The organism is Kutzneria buriramensis, assembly GCF_003387475.1.
GTDB classification, from domain to species: Bacteria; Actinomycetota; Actinomycetes; order Mycobacteriales; family Pseudonocardiaceae; genus Kutzneria; species Kutzneria buriramensis.
The window spans coordinates 187,915-203,757 of the sequence record NZ_QUNO01000004.1; the positions used below are offsets into that span (position 1 = coordinate 187,915).

Annotated in this window: 19 protein-coding genes; 11 read left to right on the plus strand and 8 right to left on the minus strand. The window is 70.6% G+C overall.

Annotated features, from left to right (window positions below; genetic code table 11):
- Positions 1-108: 108 nt before the first annotated feature.
- Both BCF44_RS12825 and BCF44_RS12830 read left to right on the plus strand, forming a co-directional pair.
- Positions 109-1,422: a GH1 family beta-glucosidase gene (locus BCF44_RS12825; protein ID WP_116174469.1), complete on the plus strand. Its 1,314-nt coding sequence runs from the start codon at positions 109-111 to the stop codon at positions 1,420-1,422.
- Positions 1,422-2,702: an MFS transporter gene (locus tag BCF44_RS12830; RefSeq protein ID WP_116174470.1), complete on the plus strand. Its 1,281-nt coding sequence runs from the start codon at positions 1,422-1,424 to the stop codon at positions 2,700-2,702. The genes BCF44_RS12825 and BCF44_RS12830 overlap by 1 nt, the downstream gene beginning before the upstream one ends.
- A gap of 422 nt (positions 2,703-3,124) precedes the next feature.
- Here BCF44_RS12830 and BCF44_RS12835 read toward each other — a convergent pair whose 3' ends face one another.
- Positions 3,125-3,505, minus strand: a complete 381-nt coding sequence (locus tag BCF44_RS12835) for a hypothetical protein (RefSeq protein ID WP_116174471.1) — start codon at positions 3,503-3,505, stop codon at positions 3,125-3,127.
- Positions 3,506-3,518: 13 nt separating this feature from the next.
- On the minus strand, positions 3,519-3,776 hold the full coding sequence (locus BCF44_RS12840; protein WP_246014993.1) for a hypothetical protein: 258 nt from the start codon (positions 3,774-3,776) through the stop codon (positions 3,519-3,521).
- Between the two features lie 275 nt (positions 3,777-4,051).
- Between BCF44_RS12840 and BCF44_RS12845 the strand changes: the two genes are divergently transcribed.
- Genes BCF44_RS12845 through BCF44_RS12855 form a run of 3 tightly spaced genes read left to right on the plus strand, consistent with a single transcriptional unit; the run spans position 4,052 to position 6,673 of the window.
- Positions 4,052-5,368 carry a helix-turn-helix transcriptional regulator gene (locus BCF44_RS12845; RefSeq protein WP_116174898.1) on the plus strand — a complete coding sequence of 439 codons (1,317 nt, stop codon included), beginning with the start codon at positions 4,052-4,054 and terminating at the stop codon, positions 5,366-5,368.
- 4 nt (positions 5,369-5,372) lie between these two features.
- Positions 5,373-6,278: a phosphotransferase enzyme family protein gene (locus tag BCF44_RS12850; RefSeq protein WP_246014994.1), complete on the plus strand. Its 906-nt coding sequence runs from the start codon at positions 5,373-5,375 to the stop codon at positions 6,276-6,278.
- A gap of 20 nt (positions 6,279-6,298) precedes the next feature.
- A complete protein-coding gene (locus BCF44_RS12855; protein WP_246014995.1) occupies positions 6,299-6,673 on the plus strand; it encodes a hypothetical protein in 375 nt (124 codons plus the stop codon).
- Here BCF44_RS12855 and BCF44_RS12860 read toward each other — a convergent pair.
- Positions 6,657-7,499, minus strand: a complete 843-nt coding sequence (locus BCF44_RS12860) for a macrolide 2'-phosphotransferase (RefSeq protein WP_147328478.1) — start codon at positions 7,497-7,499, stop codon at positions 6,657-6,659. The two genes, BCF44_RS12855 and BCF44_RS12860, sit on opposite strands and share 17 nt — an antisense overlap.
- A 71-nt stretch (positions 7,500-7,570) precedes the next feature.
- On the opposite strand from BCF44_RS12860, the gene BCF44_RS12865 reads away from it, so the two are divergent.
- Together BCF44_RS12865 and BCF44_RS12870 are read left to right on the plus strand one after the other, a co-directional pair.
- The gene (locus tag BCF44_RS12865) at positions 7,571-8,362 is read left to right on the plus strand and encodes an alpha/beta fold hydrolase (protein ID WP_211353010.1); all 792 of its coding nucleotides are present in this window, start codon (positions 7,571-7,573) and stop codon (positions 8,360-8,362) included.
- A gap of 63 nt (positions 8,363-8,425) precedes the next feature.
- Positions 8,426-8,758: a tetratricopeptide repeat protein gene (locus BCF44_RS12870; protein WP_116174474.1), complete on the plus strand. Its 333-nt coding sequence runs from the start codon at positions 8,426-8,428 to the stop codon at positions 8,756-8,758.
- Here the strand turns inward: BCF44_RS12870 and BCF44_RS12875 are convergent.
- Genes BCF44_RS12875 through BCF44_RS12890 form a run of 4 tightly spaced genes read right to left on the minus strand, consistent with a single transcriptional unit; the run spans position 8,736 to position 11,660 of the window.
- Positions 8,736-9,770 carry a copper resistance D family protein gene (locus BCF44_RS12875; protein WP_116174475.1) on the minus strand — a complete coding sequence of 345 codons (1,035 nt, stop codon included), beginning with the start codon at positions 9,768-9,770 and terminating at the stop codon, positions 8,736-8,738. The genes BCF44_RS12870 and BCF44_RS12875 overlap by 23 nt on opposite strands.
- Entirely contained in the window at positions 9,767-10,303 is a 537-nt protein-coding gene (locus tag BCF44_RS12880; protein WP_116174476.1) for a copper resistance CopC family protein, read from the minus strand. The genes BCF44_RS12875 and BCF44_RS12880 overlap by 4 nt, the downstream gene beginning before the upstream one ends.
- The gene (locus BCF44_RS12885; protein ID WP_116174477.1) at positions 10,300-11,091 is read right to left on the minus strand and encodes a YcnI family copper-binding membrane protein; all 792 of its coding nucleotides are present in this window, start codon (positions 11,089-11,091) and stop codon (positions 10,300-10,302) included. Before BCF44_RS12885 ends, BCF44_RS12880 begins: the two co-directional genes overlap by 4 nt.
- A 47-nt stretch (positions 11,092-11,138) precedes the next feature.
- Entirely contained in the window at positions 11,139-11,660 is a 522-nt protein-coding gene (locus BCF44_RS12890; protein WP_246014996.1) for a hypothetical protein, read from the minus strand.
- A gap of 77 nt (positions 11,661-11,737) precedes the next feature.
- On the opposite strand from BCF44_RS12890, the gene BCF44_RS12895 reads away from it, so the two are divergent.
- From BCF44_RS12895 to BCF44_RS12910, 4 genes are read left to right on the plus strand one after another with little or no spacing between them, the layout of a single operon-like run.
- Positions 11,738-12,385 carry an ABC transporter permease gene (locus BCF44_RS12895; RefSeq protein WP_116174478.1) on the plus strand — a complete coding sequence of 216 codons (648 nt, stop codon included), beginning with the start codon at positions 11,738-11,740 and terminating at the stop codon, positions 12,383-12,385.
- Positions 12,378-13,511 (plus strand): ABC transporter ATP-binding protein, encoded by a 1,134-nt coding sequence (locus tag BCF44_RS12900; RefSeq protein WP_246014997.1) that lies wholly within the window; start codon positions 12,378-12,380, stop codon positions 13,509-13,511. The genes BCF44_RS12895 and BCF44_RS12900 overlap by 8 nt, the downstream gene beginning before the upstream one ends.
- Complete coding sequence (locus BCF44_RS12905; RefSeq protein ID WP_116174479.1) at positions 13,504-14,241, plus strand: ABC transporter permease; 738 nt, start codon at positions 13,504-13,506, stop codon at positions 14,239-14,241. Before BCF44_RS12900 ends, BCF44_RS12905 begins: the two co-directional genes overlap by 8 nt.
- Positions 14,238-15,200 carry a glycine betaine ABC transporter substrate-binding protein gene (locus tag BCF44_RS12910; protein WP_116174480.1) on the plus strand — a complete coding sequence of 321 codons (963 nt, stop codon included), beginning with the start codon at positions 14,238-14,240 and terminating at the stop codon, positions 15,198-15,200. Before BCF44_RS12905 ends, BCF44_RS12910 begins: the two co-directional genes overlap by 4 nt.
- On the opposite strand, the gene BCF44_RS12915 is transcribed toward BCF44_RS12910, so the two are convergent.
- Positions 15,187-15,831, minus strand: a complete 645-nt coding sequence (locus BCF44_RS12915; RefSeq protein WP_116174481.1) for a TetR/AcrR family transcriptional regulator — start codon at positions 15,829-15,831, stop codon at positions 15,187-15,189. The genes BCF44_RS12910 and BCF44_RS12915 overlap by 14 nt on opposite strands.
- Positions 15,832-15,843: the final 12 nt, after the last annotated feature.

Here is a 15,843-nt window from a genome sequence, read left to right on the forward strand (position 1 = left end):
TCTCGCCCTTGACGGGTGCCGGGCACTTCCCTGTGACCCCGCACACGCCTACTATCCGAACAAATTTCACGTCTACTCGGCAGTAGTGCAAGTCCAAGAGGTGGTGCCATGAGCGAGCCCGTCCTCCCGTCCTTCCCCGGCGACTTCCTGTGGGGCGTCTCCACCTCGGCATATCAGGTGGAGGGTGCCGTCTCTGAGGGTGGCAGGGGCAGGTCGGTCTGGGACACGTTCTGCGAGACACCCGATCGGGTGTTCTCCGGGCAGAGCGGGGCGATCGCGTGCGATCACTACCACCGCTACCCGGAGGACATCGGCCTCATGCGCGACCTCGGCGTCGGCGCGTACCGATTCTCGATCGCCTGGCCCAGAGTGCAACCCGAGGGCACCGGCGCGGCCAACCCCGAGGGCCTGGCCTTCTACGACCGGCTGGTGGATGCGCTGTGCGAGGCCGGCATCACGCCGGTCGCCACCGTCTACCACTGGGACACCCCGCAGCTGATCGAGGACGCCGGCGGCTGGCTCAGCCGCGACACCGCCAAGCACTTCGCCGAGTACGCGTCGATCGTCGGCGCCAAGCTCGCCGACCGGGTGCCGATGTGGATCCCGATCAACGAGCCGATGGTCACCACCGTCTACGGCTACGGCATCGGCCAGTACGCCCCCGGCCAGTTCCTGCTGATGGACGCCATTCCGACCGCGCACCACCAGAACCTCGCGCACGGCCTGGCCGTGCAGGCGCTGCGGGCGGCCGGCGCCAAGCAGATCGGCACCGCCAACAACCACGGCCCGGTCTGGGCGGCCACCGACACGCCCGGCGACCGGGAGGCCGCCGGCCGGGCCAGCGACCTGATCAACTGGCTGTTCGCCGACCCGGTGCTCGGCGCCGGCTACCCCGAGTCCATGCACCAGCATCTGCCGGCCGGCTTCGCCGACGACCTGCCGGCGATCAGCGCCCCGATCGACTTCTACGGCGTCAACTACTACGAGCCGACCCAGGTCTCCGCCCCGTCCGAGGGCAACCCCTTGCCGTTCGACCTGGGCGAGGTCGAGGGTTACCCGATGACGACCAACGGGTCGCCGGTGGTGCCGGACGGCCTGCGCCAGTTCCTGATCGAGCTGCGCGAGCGGCACGGCGACCGGCTGCCGCCGGTGCAGATCACCGAGAACGGATGCAGCTTCGACGGCGTCGACGACCGGGCCCGCATCGACTTCCTCGCCGAGCACCTGCGGTCGCTTCGGCTGGCCATGCACGAGGGCGTCGACGTGCGCGGCTACTTCGTGTGGTCGCTGCTGGACAACTTCGAGTGGTCCAAGGGCTACCAGCCGCGGTTCGGGCTGGTCGACGTGGACTACGAGACCCAGCGACGTACCCCCAAGGCGTCCTTCACCTGGTACCGCGAACTGATCAGAGGTGACCACTGATGGCGCAGGCCGCTGAGCTCGACGGGGCCGGACCGTTCGACGACGAACCGAGCGCGCTCACCGAACCCGTGATCAAAGTCCGCGGTGGCTGGACCACGCTGCTGTTCCTGGCCAACCTCGGCCTGTGGCTGGCGATCTACGCGCCGATCCAGGTGCTGCTGCCGGAGCAGGCCCAGTTGCTGGCCGGGACCGACAAGGAGACGGTGTTCAGCCTCGTCACCGGCGTCGGCGCGCTGGTCGCGCTGATCGCCAACCCGGTGATCGGCGCGCTGTCCGACCGCACCTGCTCCCGCTGGGGCCGGCGGCACCCGTGGACGCTGGCCGGCTCGGTGCTCGGTGCCGTCGGCCTGGTCGTGCTGGCGGTCGCGCCGAACGTCGTGATCATGGTGATCGGCTGGTCGCTGGTGCAGGCCGGGCTGAACGGCATGCTGGCCAGCCTCACCTCGGCGCTGCCGGACCGGGTGCCCGTCGAGCAGCGGGCCGAGGTCGGCGGCTTCATCGGCATCAGTCAGATGCTCGGCACGGTCGCCGGCGCCGCCCTGGTGTCGGTGGTGATCACCAGTTTGGCCGGCGGCTACGCGGCGTGCGCGGTGCTGGTGGTGCTCGGCGCGTTGGCCTTCGTCCGGTTCACGCCGGATGCGGTGCTGCCCCGCCGGTTCCGGCCGGACGGCGGTCTGCGGCAGATGATCGGCGCGCTGTGGATCTCCCCGGCCAAGCACCCCGACTTCGGGTGGGGCTGGGGCACCCACTTCATGGTCAACCTCGGCAATGCCCTGGGCACGCTGTACCTGCTGTACTTCCTCGCCGACGCCGTGCACTACCAGGGCGACCCGGTCGACGGGCTGCTCATCCTGATGGTGCTCTACGGCATCGCGCTGACGATCGGCGCGCTCGTCGCCGGCCGGATGTCCGACCACTCCGGCAAGCGCAAGCCGTACGTGGTGGCCTCGTCGGTTGTGATGGCCGCCGCCGCGGTCATCCTGGCGATCTGGCCGACCTGGGTGGCGTCGCTGATCGCCGCCCCGCTGCTCGGCGTCGGCTTCGGCGTCTACTGGGCCGTCGCGCTGGCCGTGCTCACCCAGGTGCTGCCGGCCGCCTCCAACCGGGCCAAGGACGTCGGCGTCATCAACATCGCGAACGCGTTGCCGCAGGTCATTGCCCCGGTGGTGGCCGGCCTGGCGCTCCAGGCGGCCGGCGGCTACGCGGCGCTCTTCGTCCTCTCCGCCATCGCCACCATCGCCGGCGGCGTCATGGTCACCAGGATCAAGTCGGTCGCCTGAATACCGCCGGCAACCCCGCGAGACCCCGCCCCTGCTTCGCCCGGTTGCTGGGTTTTCGAGCTCCGCCACTCGACGCGCCCCACCACCGAGCCGACGCGGGCCTCGAAAACCCGGCAAGGGCGAGGCAGGGGCTCAAAGGGGGGCGGAGCCGCGCCGCCGAAGGCGGCGCAGAAAACACAGACCGGCTGGGGTGCCTGTCCGGGGAAAACAGGCACCCCAGCCGGGGTTGGTGGCCGCGGACCGTCACCGGTTCGGGGTTGGCGTGAGGTCGCCACTCAGCGCCGGCCCGCGGAAATCTGTGGAGTTATTTGGCCAGCGACCCGGTACGTCGCGGTCGGGGGTTCGGACGTCCCCGGGTCGCCGGCCGGTGGCGGAGGATCAGCGTTCCCGGGTCGGGGTGTCCGGGACGCCGACGCCGCCAGCTAGTGGGCCACCGCAACGGTGCGGTGACGGGATCCCCGCTGCGCCGCGCTGTTCTGCACGGGCGCGGGCTGCGCGGAGCTGAGCATGTGTCGGGCGGGTCGCGGCGCGAGTCCGCCGGCGACCAGGTGTTCGTAGGCGGCACGCCACACGGAGCACGGCGACTTCTGCTGCCGCCAGCGGGTGGAGCACTCCGGGCAGTTGCCCTTCTCGTCGGGTTCGTGCGCGGCCAGCAGGGCTCGCCAGCCGTCGGTCAGTCGGGGCAGTTCGGAACGGGCGACGGAGAGCAGGGACGGCGCGTCCGCGCGGTTGGCCAGCTCGGACAGCATGTCCAAGCGTTCCCACACGGCGTTGCGGAGCACCTGGCCGAGTATCTCGTCCACCTGAACGTCACCGTCACCTTTCCGCCTGGTCGGCGGCCTCGCGCAACACCGTCCGCAGCTGGCCGAGTTGGCCGGCGGACAGCACCGCGGTCTCCCCAGGAGGGCCCATCAGGACCACCCTGCCCTTGTCCACCACCACGGTGAGGCTCCGTTCCCGGTTGACCACATCGCGGCAGTGGATCTGCCATGCGCGCCGCCCGTCGGGGGAGCCGGTGGCCTGTTCCGCGACTCCGCCGGGGGTGTTCCCCTGGACTCGTCCGATCAGTTCCACTTGCTGTGTCCCTCCGTGTGCAGCCGCTTACGGAAAACTAGATTGCGACGACATCAAACGTTGTGGGGCGTCACAGCGCTGATCGGTGGGAGTTGCACGATGAACGGTCGGACGGGTTCGGTGCGACCGATCAGCCTCGCCGATCAGCACTTCTCGACCGGGCAGAGCTGCCCTTACTCTTCGGATGACGCCCAACGGACCGTGAGGGGGCGCAATTGAACACCATCGGTTCCCAGAGCTCGCCCGTTACGCCGGACAACTGGGAGCGCCAGGAGATGCGCGACGCGCTGGCCGCCAGGGACATCAGTTCGGTGTACCGGCAGCTGCGCCGCGTCGGCGTGTCCCAGCGGCAGATCGCGGCCCTGACCGGCCAGTCGCAGTCGGAGGTCTCGGAGATCCTCAAGGGTCGCCAGGTGATGGCCTACGACGTGCTGGCCCGCATCGCCGACGGTCTCGGGGTGCCTCGCGGCTACATGGGCCTGGCCTACGACGAGACGACGGCGCTCAAGGTCGCCGGCTCCGTCGACGAGGCCGAGCAGCGGGAGGACGAGGAGGTCAAGCGCCGCCGCTTCCTCCAGCACGCCGCCTCCGTGACGATGGGCGCCCAGGTGCTGGGCCCGGACAGCGGCGCGTGGGTGCCGACCGCGGCCCAGACGCCGACCCCGAACCGGATCGGCACCACCGACGTGCGGCAGATCGAGGCCGCGACCAGGGCGTTGCGCTCGCTGGACTACCAGTACGGCGGCGGTTTCTGCCGGGACGCGGTGGTCGCGCAGCTGTCCTGGACCCGGCAGCTGCTCGAGGTGGAGGCGGCCGAGCCGGTCAAGCACCGCCTGTTCAAGGCGGTCGCCGACATGCACAGTCTGGCCGGCTGGACCTCGTTCGACACCGGCCTGCTGGACTCGGCCCGCACGCACTTCGCCAAGGCGCTGGAGCTGGCCAAGATGGGCGGCGACAACGGCCTGGTGGCGAACATCCTGTACCGGATGGGCCGCGTCTACCTGCACAACGACGCCGCCGGCGAGGCCCTGAAGATGTTCCAGCTGGGCCAGATCGCCGCCCAGGAGTCGGGCTCCGCGCTCACGGTGGCCGTGCTCTGCGCCAACGAGGCGTGGGCCTACGGCATGCTGGACCGGCCCGACCAGGTGCAGCGCATGATCAGCCGCACCCGTGACGAGTTCGAGCGGGCGCAGAGCGAGGAAGCCCCGAGCTGGGTCAAGTTCTTCGACGTCAACGACCTGCACGGGATGATCGGCAGCGCGCTGTCGGCGCTGAGCAAGTTCGAGGACAACCGCGTCAAGTACGCGCCGCTCGCGGTGAACGAACTGATCAAGTGCACCGAGGGCTACGAGAGCAACATGCAACGCACCCACGTCTTCGGGCTCTCCATGTTGGCGGAGAACCATATGCGGGTCGGCGACGTAGACCAGGGTGTGAAGATCGGCAACCATGCCATGAGGCTGGGCGAGTCGATCAAGTCCAAGCGGATCTCGGACCGGCTGATGCCGCTCCAGCTGGAGGCCGCTCGGCGCAAGAACAACTCGGCGGCGCTCGACCTCGCCGAGCGGATCAAGGTGTATCGGACGGTATGACCAAGTGACTGCTTCGTTGTCGGACGGACGCTCCACCAGGGATCGGCTACGCGCCGTCCTCGGTCAGGCGTGCGCGGAGGTCGGACTGGACGCGACCGGTGCGGAACTGGTCCGGTTCGTGAACAACGCCGTCTTCCGGCTCGCCCGGCACCCGGTCGTGGTGCGGATCGCGACGACCCCGGCGCTGCGGCACCGGGCCGACACCGTGGTGAACGCCGCCCAGCTGCTCGCCGACTACGGCGTGCCGGCGGTCGAACTGATGCCCGACGTCGACCAGCCGCTGCACATCGGCGACCACTTGGCGACGTTCTGGCAGGAGGTCCCCGACACCGGCGACGAGCCGACCGCCGTCGAGCTGGCCGACCTGCTGCGGCAGATGCACGAGATCCCGGTCGAGGACGCCAGCCTGCCGGAGTGGAACCCGATCGACGACCTGCGCCGCCGCATCCGCGACGCCGCCGAGTGGGACCTCGACGACGTGGAGTTCCTGCTCCGCCGCTGCGACGACCTGGAGGCCCGGCTGGCCGAGGTCCGCTACGAGCTGCCGCGGGGCGTGGTGCACGGCGACGCGCACCTGGGCAACCTGATCACCACGCCGGGCGGCACGGTGCTGTGCGACTTCGACACCACCTGCGTCGGCCCGCGCGAGTGGGACCTGGTGCCGATCGCCGTCGGCCAGCTGCGGTTCCACCACACCGTGAACAAGCACCGGATCCTCGCCGACGCCTACGGCTTCGACGTCACCCAGTGGGACGGCTTCCCGGTGCTGCGCGAGGTGCGTGAGCTCAAGCTCACAGCGGCGGTGCTGCCGGTCGCCCGCAGCAACCCGAACATCCGCTCCGAGCTGCGCCGGCGACTGCGCTCGGTTCGTGTCGGCGACACCTTCACCAGGTGGGTCCCTTACCGGTAGCGTCACGTCCCGGTAACGCGGTGCCGGACCGAACCGACGTCACAGGCATCGTGTCCCTGACGCTGGCGAGGTGGGCGGCAACGGTGAAGGGCCTGGCTGGAACGCGGATGTTCGCGTGGACGGGGTGGCGCACCCGGCGCGCCCTGCGCACGGCGCAGCTGCTCGACGAGGTCGTCGACAGCCAGTTGCCGCTGCTCACAGCGCTGCCCGAGGCCCGTCGACGTCGATCCGCGGACTACCTGGCCGAGCTCGTGATGCTGTCCCAGGCCTACCGCCACTACGCCGCCGGTTGGATCGACCGCCGTGAGCTCGACCGACGCGGCCACGGTGTGCTCGACCGGCTGAGCGAACTGCGCACCCAGCCCTCGGCCGCGCGGGTCATCGACCGCGACTGAGCTCCTCCCGGGCCTCCGCCACCAGGTCGTCCCGACCCGTGGCCAGCCCGAACGTGCCGCCGATCACCGGCCCGAACGACGCGCGCAGCGCGATGTGCTCCCGCATCCCCGGCCAGACGTGCCCGCCGTGCCGCTCGTAGTCCGCGAGCAGGCGGTCGAACGCCGCCGGCGTCAGGTAGTGGTACGGGTCGATGAAGTCCAGCGCCGGATCGCTGATCGTCGCGTCCGCCCAGTCGATCATCCCGACCAGCCGGCCGCCCTCCACCAGCAGGTGCTGCGGGTGCAGGTCGCCACGGGCCAGCACCATGTCCTGCGGCCAGCGGTCGGTCGCCGCCAGCCAGTCCTGCCAGCGGCGCACCTTCTCGTCCGGGATGTCGAATTCCCGGATCGCCGTCTCCAACCGGCCGATCAGCCATTTCCGCTGGTCGTCGGGGTCGAGGACGGGGATCCCCAGCGCCTCGATCGGCTCGGTCGGCAGCGCGTGCAGGACGGCCACGCTGCGGCCGAGCCGGTCGTCGGCAGGCAGCCATGTCCCGCCGGCGGGCATGCCGGGCAGGCGCGGGTAGGCGATCAGCGTGTCGGTGTGGATCCGCCAGTCCGGCACCGCGATCGGCAGGTGCGGGCGGACGTGGTCGAGCAGCGCACCCTCCGCCTTGAGGTACTCGCCGGGCCGGCGGGGCGCCCGCAGGATCCACGGGGTGCCGTCCGCCGCGGTCGCGTGCAGGACGAGGAAGTCCCAGCCCGACTCGTCGACCTCGTGCCGATTCCCCAGTTCGAGGCCGTTTTCGTAGGCCTCAAGGAGCATCGACTCGGCCGACGGTGACATGACGTCCACGCTAACGGGGTCTGGCAATCCTGTTACCGCTAGGTATTCTTACCGTCAGTAGGTTTGGGGAGGTGGCCGTTGTGAGCCTGGCTTACGACCGCGTCGGATCCGGCGCTCCGCTCGTCCTGCTGCACGGCGTCACGCACCGCCGGCAGGCCTGGGCGCCGCTGGTCGATCTGCTCGCTCCGCACCGGGAGCTGATCCTGGTCGACCTGCCGGGGCACGGCGAGTCCGGTCCGCTGGACCACGACGGCCGCACCGCGCTCACGCAGACCTTGGACGAGCTGATCAAGCTGTTCGACCGGCTCGGCGTGCCGCGCCCGCATGTCGCCGGCAACTCGCTCGGCGGCCGGCTCGCGCTCGAGCTCGCAGCGTTGAACGCCGTCCGCTCGGTGACGGCGCTGTCGCCGGCCGGCTTCTGGCGCGCCAACTGGGACTTCGCCTACACGCGGGCCGTGTTCGGCACGATGCGCGGCATCGGCCGCGCGCTCGAACCGGCCGTGCCGAGGCTCGTGCACCACACCGCCGGGCGGGGCCTGATGTACGCGGCCGTCGTCGCCAGGCCCAGCCGGCTCGACCCGTCCCAGGCGCTCGGCGACTTCGAGGCGTTCAAGATCGCCTGGCCGTCGTACAAGCTCATCGTGCGGGAGGGGACGGTCTTCACCGAGCGTATCCCCGACGACATCCCGATCACCGTCGCGTGGGGCAGCAAGGACGCGATGTTGCCGCCCTACCAGGCAAAACGGGCCAAGCGGGCGCTGCCCAACGCCCGGCACCTGTCGCTGCCCGGCTGCGGTCACGTGCCCATGACCGACGATCCCGAGCAGGTCGCGGCCGTGCTGCTGGAGGGAAGCGCGGCCTGAAGTCCCGGTTTTCCGGGTTGCCGCGCGGCCGCCGCGATCTACCATCCGACGCGGGAGGATGGCATGGGCGCGGACACGGTCGTGGAGTTGGAGCGGGCGGTCGAGAAGAGCCGGGCGCAAGCGGGCGAGGATCCGTCACGCCTGGCGGAGCTGGCCGCCGCGTTGACCGCGCTCGGCATCGCATACAACGCCGGCGCGCGGTACCCGGACGCTGTGGCGTTGACCGAGGAAGCCGTCGACACGTGGCGGCTCGTCGTCGGCGAGAACGGCGGCCATCGGTCGGAGCTGGCCGACGCGCTGGCGACTCTCGGCAGCTACTACCGGGTGATCGGCCTGGACGAGGAAGCCGACGAGGCGGCGGAGGAAGCCCGGGTCACACGACTGGGGCGCGGGTGAGGACCACCGCGAGGCCGTAGGCGAGGCCCATCACCGCGATCTCGAACGTGAACCAGCCGACCAGCGCGGGCATCCGCTGGTGCTGCACGACGAGTGGCATCAACCGGAACCGGATGTTCGCGCCGAGCAGGCCGAGGGCGGCGAAGCAGAGGATCTTGCCGATGACGATCCAGCCGTAGTGGGTGACGAAAAGGCCGGTCCAGACGCTGACGCCCGGCGTCTCGGCCAGCGTGATGACGGCGTTGACCAGGCCGGTGACGCCGACCGCGATCAGGCAGATGGTGGCCAGTCGGGAGAACTTCGGCAGCGCCCGTGCCAGCAGCGAACGGTTGGCCAGCACGAGCACGCCGACCGCGAGGAGGCCGCCGGTCCAGCCGGCGGCCCCCATCACGTGCAGCTCCATCGACACCATGGTCAGCCCGTGCCCGCCCCAGGCCAGCCCGAAGTTCGAGGCGTGGCCGGTGACGGGGATCGGCAGCAGGCCGAACACCGACAGCACGATCCGCAGCTCGGCCGGCACCTTCTCGCCGTGCCGCAGCGCCAGCACGGCGAAGCCCAGGTACACCAGCGCGATCACGGCGCTGATCACCAGGGCCTGGCCGGCGCCGATCGACGAGATGTACTCGACGATCGTGCCGACCGTGGGGAACTCGCCGGGCCGCAGGTCGGCGGCGGCGAACACCAGCGACAGCAGCGCGGTGACCGCCCACGCGGCGGAGCTGATCACCGCCGCCCGGCGCGCGGTGTCCAACACCGGTTCGGTCTGCTTGGGACGGTCGAAGCCGAGCAGCATCGGCAGCAGGCTCAGCCCGACCGTCACCAGCGACGAAACGTCCAGCAGCACACGGACGACCGGCAGCCCGAACCGGACCAGCACGCCCGGCTCGGTGACGCCCGGCACCGGGACGTCGCCGGTCAGCGACGTCCCGATGAGCGCGCCGGCCAGCGCCGCCAGCGTGAGGCCGACGACCAGCCCGAGATTGGGCCGCGTGATGGTCCGGGGAGTGGTCACTTCGAGCTGTCCTCCGGGACGCGGCCCATGCGCAGTGCCACGAACACGCCGAGGCCCAGCAGCACCACACCGCCGACGATCCACGGCCACACCGGAATCCCGCCGGAGTCGTTGGAGGACGGCTGCGAGGTGGAGGCCGCGGTCGGCGTCGCCGGCGTGCCGGTGCCGGCCGTGGTCAGCGTGAACTTCACCGTGTTGGCCACCGGATGCCCGTCCGCGGACAGGATTCGGTAGCCGATCGTGTACTGCCCGGCCGGGCCGAGCGGTCGCACCGGTGCGCTGATCACGTTGCTGTCCACCTTGGCCGCACCCGCGTCCCAGCGGGTGTTGTTCGGCCCGGTCACCGTGATCACGTCGAAGTCGCCCTGCTGGATCGGCAGGTCGAAGGTCAGCGTCACGGTGGACGGGCCGACCGCCAGCTGCGCGCCGTCCTTGGGGTCGCTGCCGACCAGGACGTTGTGCGCGAACGCGGGCCCGGCCAGGCCGATCATGCCGCCCGCCGCCAGCAGCAGGCACGCCAGCAGCCGCTTCACTCCGACTTGCCCCCGTCCTCGGGAGCCGGCGTGCTCTCACCGCTCAAAGCCGTCGCCGGGCGGCGGCTGCGCAGGATCGCCCCCGCTCCGAAGCCGACGCCGATGGCCCCCACCAGCAGGCCGGCGCCGCCCAGCCAGCGGGCCGTGTTGTCGGACAGGGCCGTGGTGCTGGAGGCGGTGTTGGTCACGTCGCCGGTCGCGCCCATGGACGACATGTCCATCACGCCGGGATCGTTGGCCTTGGTCTGGAGCTTGATCGACGGCGCCGGGTGCTCTGGCTCCTTCTGACCGGCTGCGGCCGGCTGGTCGGTCCAGTTCACCGTCTTGCCGCTGTCGTAGGTCTGCACGGCCGGGAACAGCAGCAGGTCGGTGTCGTCGGGCATCGGGCCGGCCGACACGTCGAACTCCTGGAACTCGCCCGGGTTGATCCGGGTGCCGGGGTCGGCGGTCCAAGTGATCGTCTTGACCGCGTTCTTGACGTCGGAGTTGTTCTCCTTGACCGCGTTGGCCAGCGGCTCGATGTCGACGACGGCCTTCCAGCCGGGCACCGGCTTCACCGAGGCGCCCGGGATCGGGTAGGAGTCCTGGAAGGTCACCTGGACCTTCACCGTGCCGGCGCTCGGGTCCTCGTTGGGCACCCGGAAGGTGATCTTCGCGTAGCTGCCCTGCACGGCGGTGGTGACGTTGGCGGTGACGTGGGCGGACGCGCCGGGGGCGCTGACCAGCGCGACCACGCCGGCGGCGGCGATCACGCCGCCGACGCGCAGCGCGAAGCGGGTTGCGGACATGCCTGGGTTCTCTCCTGAATAGGGCAAATCGTTGGGGTGTAAGGGATTCAGGAGAGGACGGGTGGTCCGCGGCGGCCGTGGGCGCGGCGCAGCAGCACGTCGAGGACGTGGCCGGTGGGCAGCGCGAACACGGGCGCGGTGACAACGCGGTCGGGATGCGGGAAGGACGGCACGACCGGCAGCAGCCGGCGGACCGCTCCCGCCACCGCGACGATCGCGGCGTCGGCCTTGGCCAGCAGCACCGCGGTCAGCACGAGGGCGACCAGGTGTGCGGAGGTCATCAGGCCCGAGCCGAAGAGCGATTCGCCGTGCATGACGGACAGCAGCACGTGCTGGGCGATCTCGGTGGCGCCGAGGGCGCCGACCATCGTCCAACTGCTGCGCCAGCGGTTCGCGAGCGCGGTGCCGGCCAGCGCGATGAGCAGGCTCAACGGCAGCACGGGCAGCGTTTCGGGCCAGCCGCCGCCGGCCACGCCGTGCGCGGTCACCGCCAGGGTGGTGGAACTGACGGCCAGCATGGCGCCGCGCAGAATGCGCACGGGGCCGGTGAGTTGCTGCCGTCTGGACACGTCCGTGAGCGTAAGGGCTCCTCCTCACCGTTCCGAATGGTGGTTTGCCACTACTCCATTTGGGTACCCGTCGTGCCATGCCTCTGTGGACGTACGTGACCGCACGCTGGCAGGCCCTGTTGATGGACTCCTACCTCCACGCCAGCGCCGTGGTTCAGGCCACAGTGCTGGCGGCCCTGATCGGCGTCGGGCTGGGCGTGGCCGTCTACCGGAGCCCGCTCGGCTCCGCGGTGGCGACCGCGCTGACCAGCGCGATCTTGACGATTCCGTCGTTCGCGCTGCTCGGGCTGCTGATTCCGGTGCTGGGGCTGGGCGTGCCGCCGACGATGGTCGCGCTGGTGCTGTACGCGCTGTTGCCGATCGTGCGCAACACCGTCGTCGGGCTGAACGGCGTGGACAGATCGGTGGTGGACGCGGCCCGCGGCATCGGCATGAGCCGGCTGCGCGTGCTGACCGGCGTCGAGCTGCGGCTGGCGTGGCCGGCGATCCTGGCCGGCATGCGGGTGAGCACCCAGCTGCTGATGGGCATCGCCGCCATCGCCGCGTACGTGAAGGGCCCGGGGCTGGGAAACCTGATCTTCAGCGGGTTGTCCCGGGTGGGCAGCGTCAACGCCGTCGAGCTGGCGCTGGTCGGCACCGTCGGCGTGATCGTGATCGCACTGCTGCTGGACGGCGCGTACGTGCTCGTCGGCCGGCTCACCACTTCGAGGGGCATCCGTGACTGACCAGGCCGTCGACATCCAGCTCGAGAACGTGACCAAGCGGTACTCGAACACGAAGCAGCCGGCCGTGCGGGACTTCAGCATGGACATCCGGGCCGGCGAGATCGTGGTGTTCGTCGGGCCCTCGGGCTGCGGCAAGACCACCACCATGAAGATGATCAACCGGCTGATCGAGCCGTCGTCGGGCACGATCACCATCGGCGGCCAGGACGCGCTCTCGCTCGACCCGGACGAGCTGCGCCGCCGCATCGGCTACGCGATCCAGCAGGCGGGCCTGTTCCCGCACCTGACCGTCGGCCAGAACATCGGCATGGTGCCGGGCCTGCTCGGCTGGCCGAAGCCGCGCATCCACGCCCGCGTGGAGGAGATGCTCGACCTGGTCGGGATGGATCCGGCGGAGTTCCGCGACCGGTTCCCACGCCAGCTCTCCGGCGGCCAGCAGCAGCGGGTCGGCGTCGCGCGGGCGCTCGCGGCGGACCCGCCGGTGCTGCTGATGGACGAGCCGTTCGGCGCGGTCGACCCGATCACCCGCGGCAATCTCCAGGACGAGCTGCTGTCGCTGCAATCGGAGCTGCACAAGACGATCGTGTTCGTCACCCACGACTTCGACGAGGCCGTGAAGCTCGGCGACCGGATCGCGGTGCTCGGGCCGCAGTCGAGCATCCTCCAGTTCGACACGCCGGAGGCGATCCTCGCCGCGCCGGCCGACGACACGGTGGCGGGCTTCGTCGGCGCCGGGGCGTCGCTCAAGCAGCTGACGCTGCTGCGGGTCCGGGACATCGAGCTGGACGAGGCCGAGACGGCGACCATCGACGAGCAGCCCTCGGTCGTGCGGGACCGGCTCGTGGCCAGGAACCGGAAGTACGCGCTGGTGCTGGACAGCCGACGCCGGCCGAAGCGCTGGGTGCACCTGCGCGACCTCAACGACGGGCCGCTGGACACGGTCGGCCGGCCGGTGAACGACCTGGTGACCAAGCAGTCGACGGTGCAGGACGCGCTGGAGGCGATCCTCACCGAGGGCGGCTCGGTGCCGGTGGTCGGCACGCGCGGCGAGTACGTCGGCGCGGTCGGCATCGACACCGTCATGGACACCGTCCGCAAGCTGCGCGAGGAGCACGAGAATGGCTGACCGCGCCGATCGGATCCGGCTGTTCGCGCAGCCGGTCGTGGTGCTCGCGGTGGTCGCCGGCGTGCTGGTGTGGGCGACCACCCGGCAGCTGGACGACATCGAGCAACGCAACATCAACTTCCCGACGCTGCTGGAGCTGACCTGGCAGCACCTGTTGTTGGCGATCGCCGTCACGGCGGTGGTGGTGCTGGTCGGCGTGCCGCTCGGCATCGTGCTGACGAGGCGCTGGGCCCGGTTCGCGGCGCCGGTCGTGCTGACGTTGGCCAACATCGGCCAGGCCGCGCCGGCGATCGGCGTGCTGGTGCTGTTCTTCCTGGTCACGGCCAGCACCGGGTTCTGGGTCGCGGCGCTGCCGATCGCGCTGTACTCGCTGCTTCCGGTGTTGCGCAACACGATCGTCGGCATCCGGCAGGTCGATCCGACGCTGTGCGAGGCCGGCCGCGGCATCGGCATGTCGGCGTCGGCCGTGCTGCGGCGGATCGAGCTACCGCTGGCGGTGCCGCTGATCCTCGCCGGCCTGCGGACCTCGCTGGTGCTGGCCGTGGGCACGGCGACGCTGGCGTTCTTCGTCGCCGGCGGCGGGCTGGGCGTGCTGATCGACACCGGCGACAAGCTGGCCCGCTACTCGGTGCTGGTGGTCGGCGCGGTGCTGGCGATGGCGTTGGCGCTGCTCGTGGACTGGCTCGGCGGGCTGGCGGAGGAGTTTCTCGGACCGAAGGGGCTGCGATGAGGAAGCTGGTGGCGCTGGCCCTGGTCGGGACGCTGCTCACGGGATGCGGGCTCAGCGCGGGCTCGACGGTGCCGGTCGCGGTCGGGCCGGGCTCGATCAAACCGGTGCTCTCGGGCGTGCGACTGGCCGTGGGATCCAAGGACTTCACCGAGAACATCGTGCTGGGCTACATCGCCGAGCTGGCCCTGTCGGCGGCCGGCGCGCAGGTCAGCGACCTGACCAACATCCAGGGTTCGAACTCGTCCCGCAACGCGCTGCTGGCCGGGCAGGTCGATCTGACCTGGGAGTACACCGGCACGGCGTGGATCAGCTACCTCGGGCACAGCGACGTGATCGTGGATCCGGTGCAGCAGTTCGACAAGGTGCGCGACGCCGACAAGGCCAACGGTGTCAGCTGGATCGCGATGTCCCCGGTCAACGACAAGTACGCCATCGCGGCGAACGCCGAGGTGGCCAAGAAGTTCACTGTGCACACGCTGTCGCAGCTGGCCAAGGTCGACCCGGCCGACGTGACCTTCTGTCTGGAGACCGAGTTCGCCAGCCGCAACGACGGCTTCCCCGGCATGGTCAAGAAGTACGGCATCCCCTCACAGAACGTGAAGATCCTCGGCACCGGCGCGGTTTACCAGGCGACCAAGGACGCCAAGGCCTGCAATTGGGGCGAGGTCTTCACCACCGACGCCCGCATCCTGTCGCTGAACCTCCAGGTCCTGGACGACGACCAGCACTTCTTCCCGCAGTACAACGCGGCGCTGACGGTGCGGTCGAGCGTGCTGGCGGCGCACCCTCAGATCGAGCAGGTGCTGGAGCCGGTGTCGGCGAAGCTGGACAACCAGACCATGCAGCAGCTCAACGCCCAGGTGGACGTGCAGGGCAAGGACCCGGCCGACGTCGCCCGGGACTGGTTGGTCAAGGAGGGCTTCGTGACCAGCAGGGACATGCCGCCTAGCGGCGCTTAGCGCTCAGCACCTGTTCGATCTGTTCCGGCGTGGGCGTCGCGCCCGGCAGCGGTTCCCGCGGCTGGGCGTGCGCCCGGTAGCCGTCCAGCACGAGGGCGAGCGCCCGCCGCCACAGGTCGGGGTCGATGTGCCGGGCGTGCTCCATCACCGCGCTGACCATCTCCTGGATCAGCGGGAAGTCCTCCACGCCCACGTCGGGGCGCAGCTGGCCGGAGGCGTGCGCGCGTTCGACGAGCTGCCGCACGGCCGGCCCGATTCGCCGGCCGGCGCGCTGCGCCAGCTCGGTGACCCGGCCGTCGCCGACCATCAGGTCCTTCAGGCCCTTGTCGCTGGCCTGGAGCTCCAGGTTGCCGGCGACGAAGGCGCACAGCGCCTGCCACGGGTCGTCGATCTCCATCGCCTGGTCGACCAGCGCGACGATCCGGTCCACCCGCTCGTCGAACAGCTCGTCGATCAGCTCCTGGCGGTCCGGGAAGCGCCGGTAGACGGTGCCCACGCCGACCTCTGCGGCGCGGGCGATGTCGTTGTGGCTGATGTCCAGCCCGACCTTCGCGACCAGCGCGTTCGCGGCCGCGAGGATGCGCCGGCGGTTGCGCTCGGCGTCCCGGCGCAGCGGTTTCGAGCCGTCCATGGGCCCATCCTA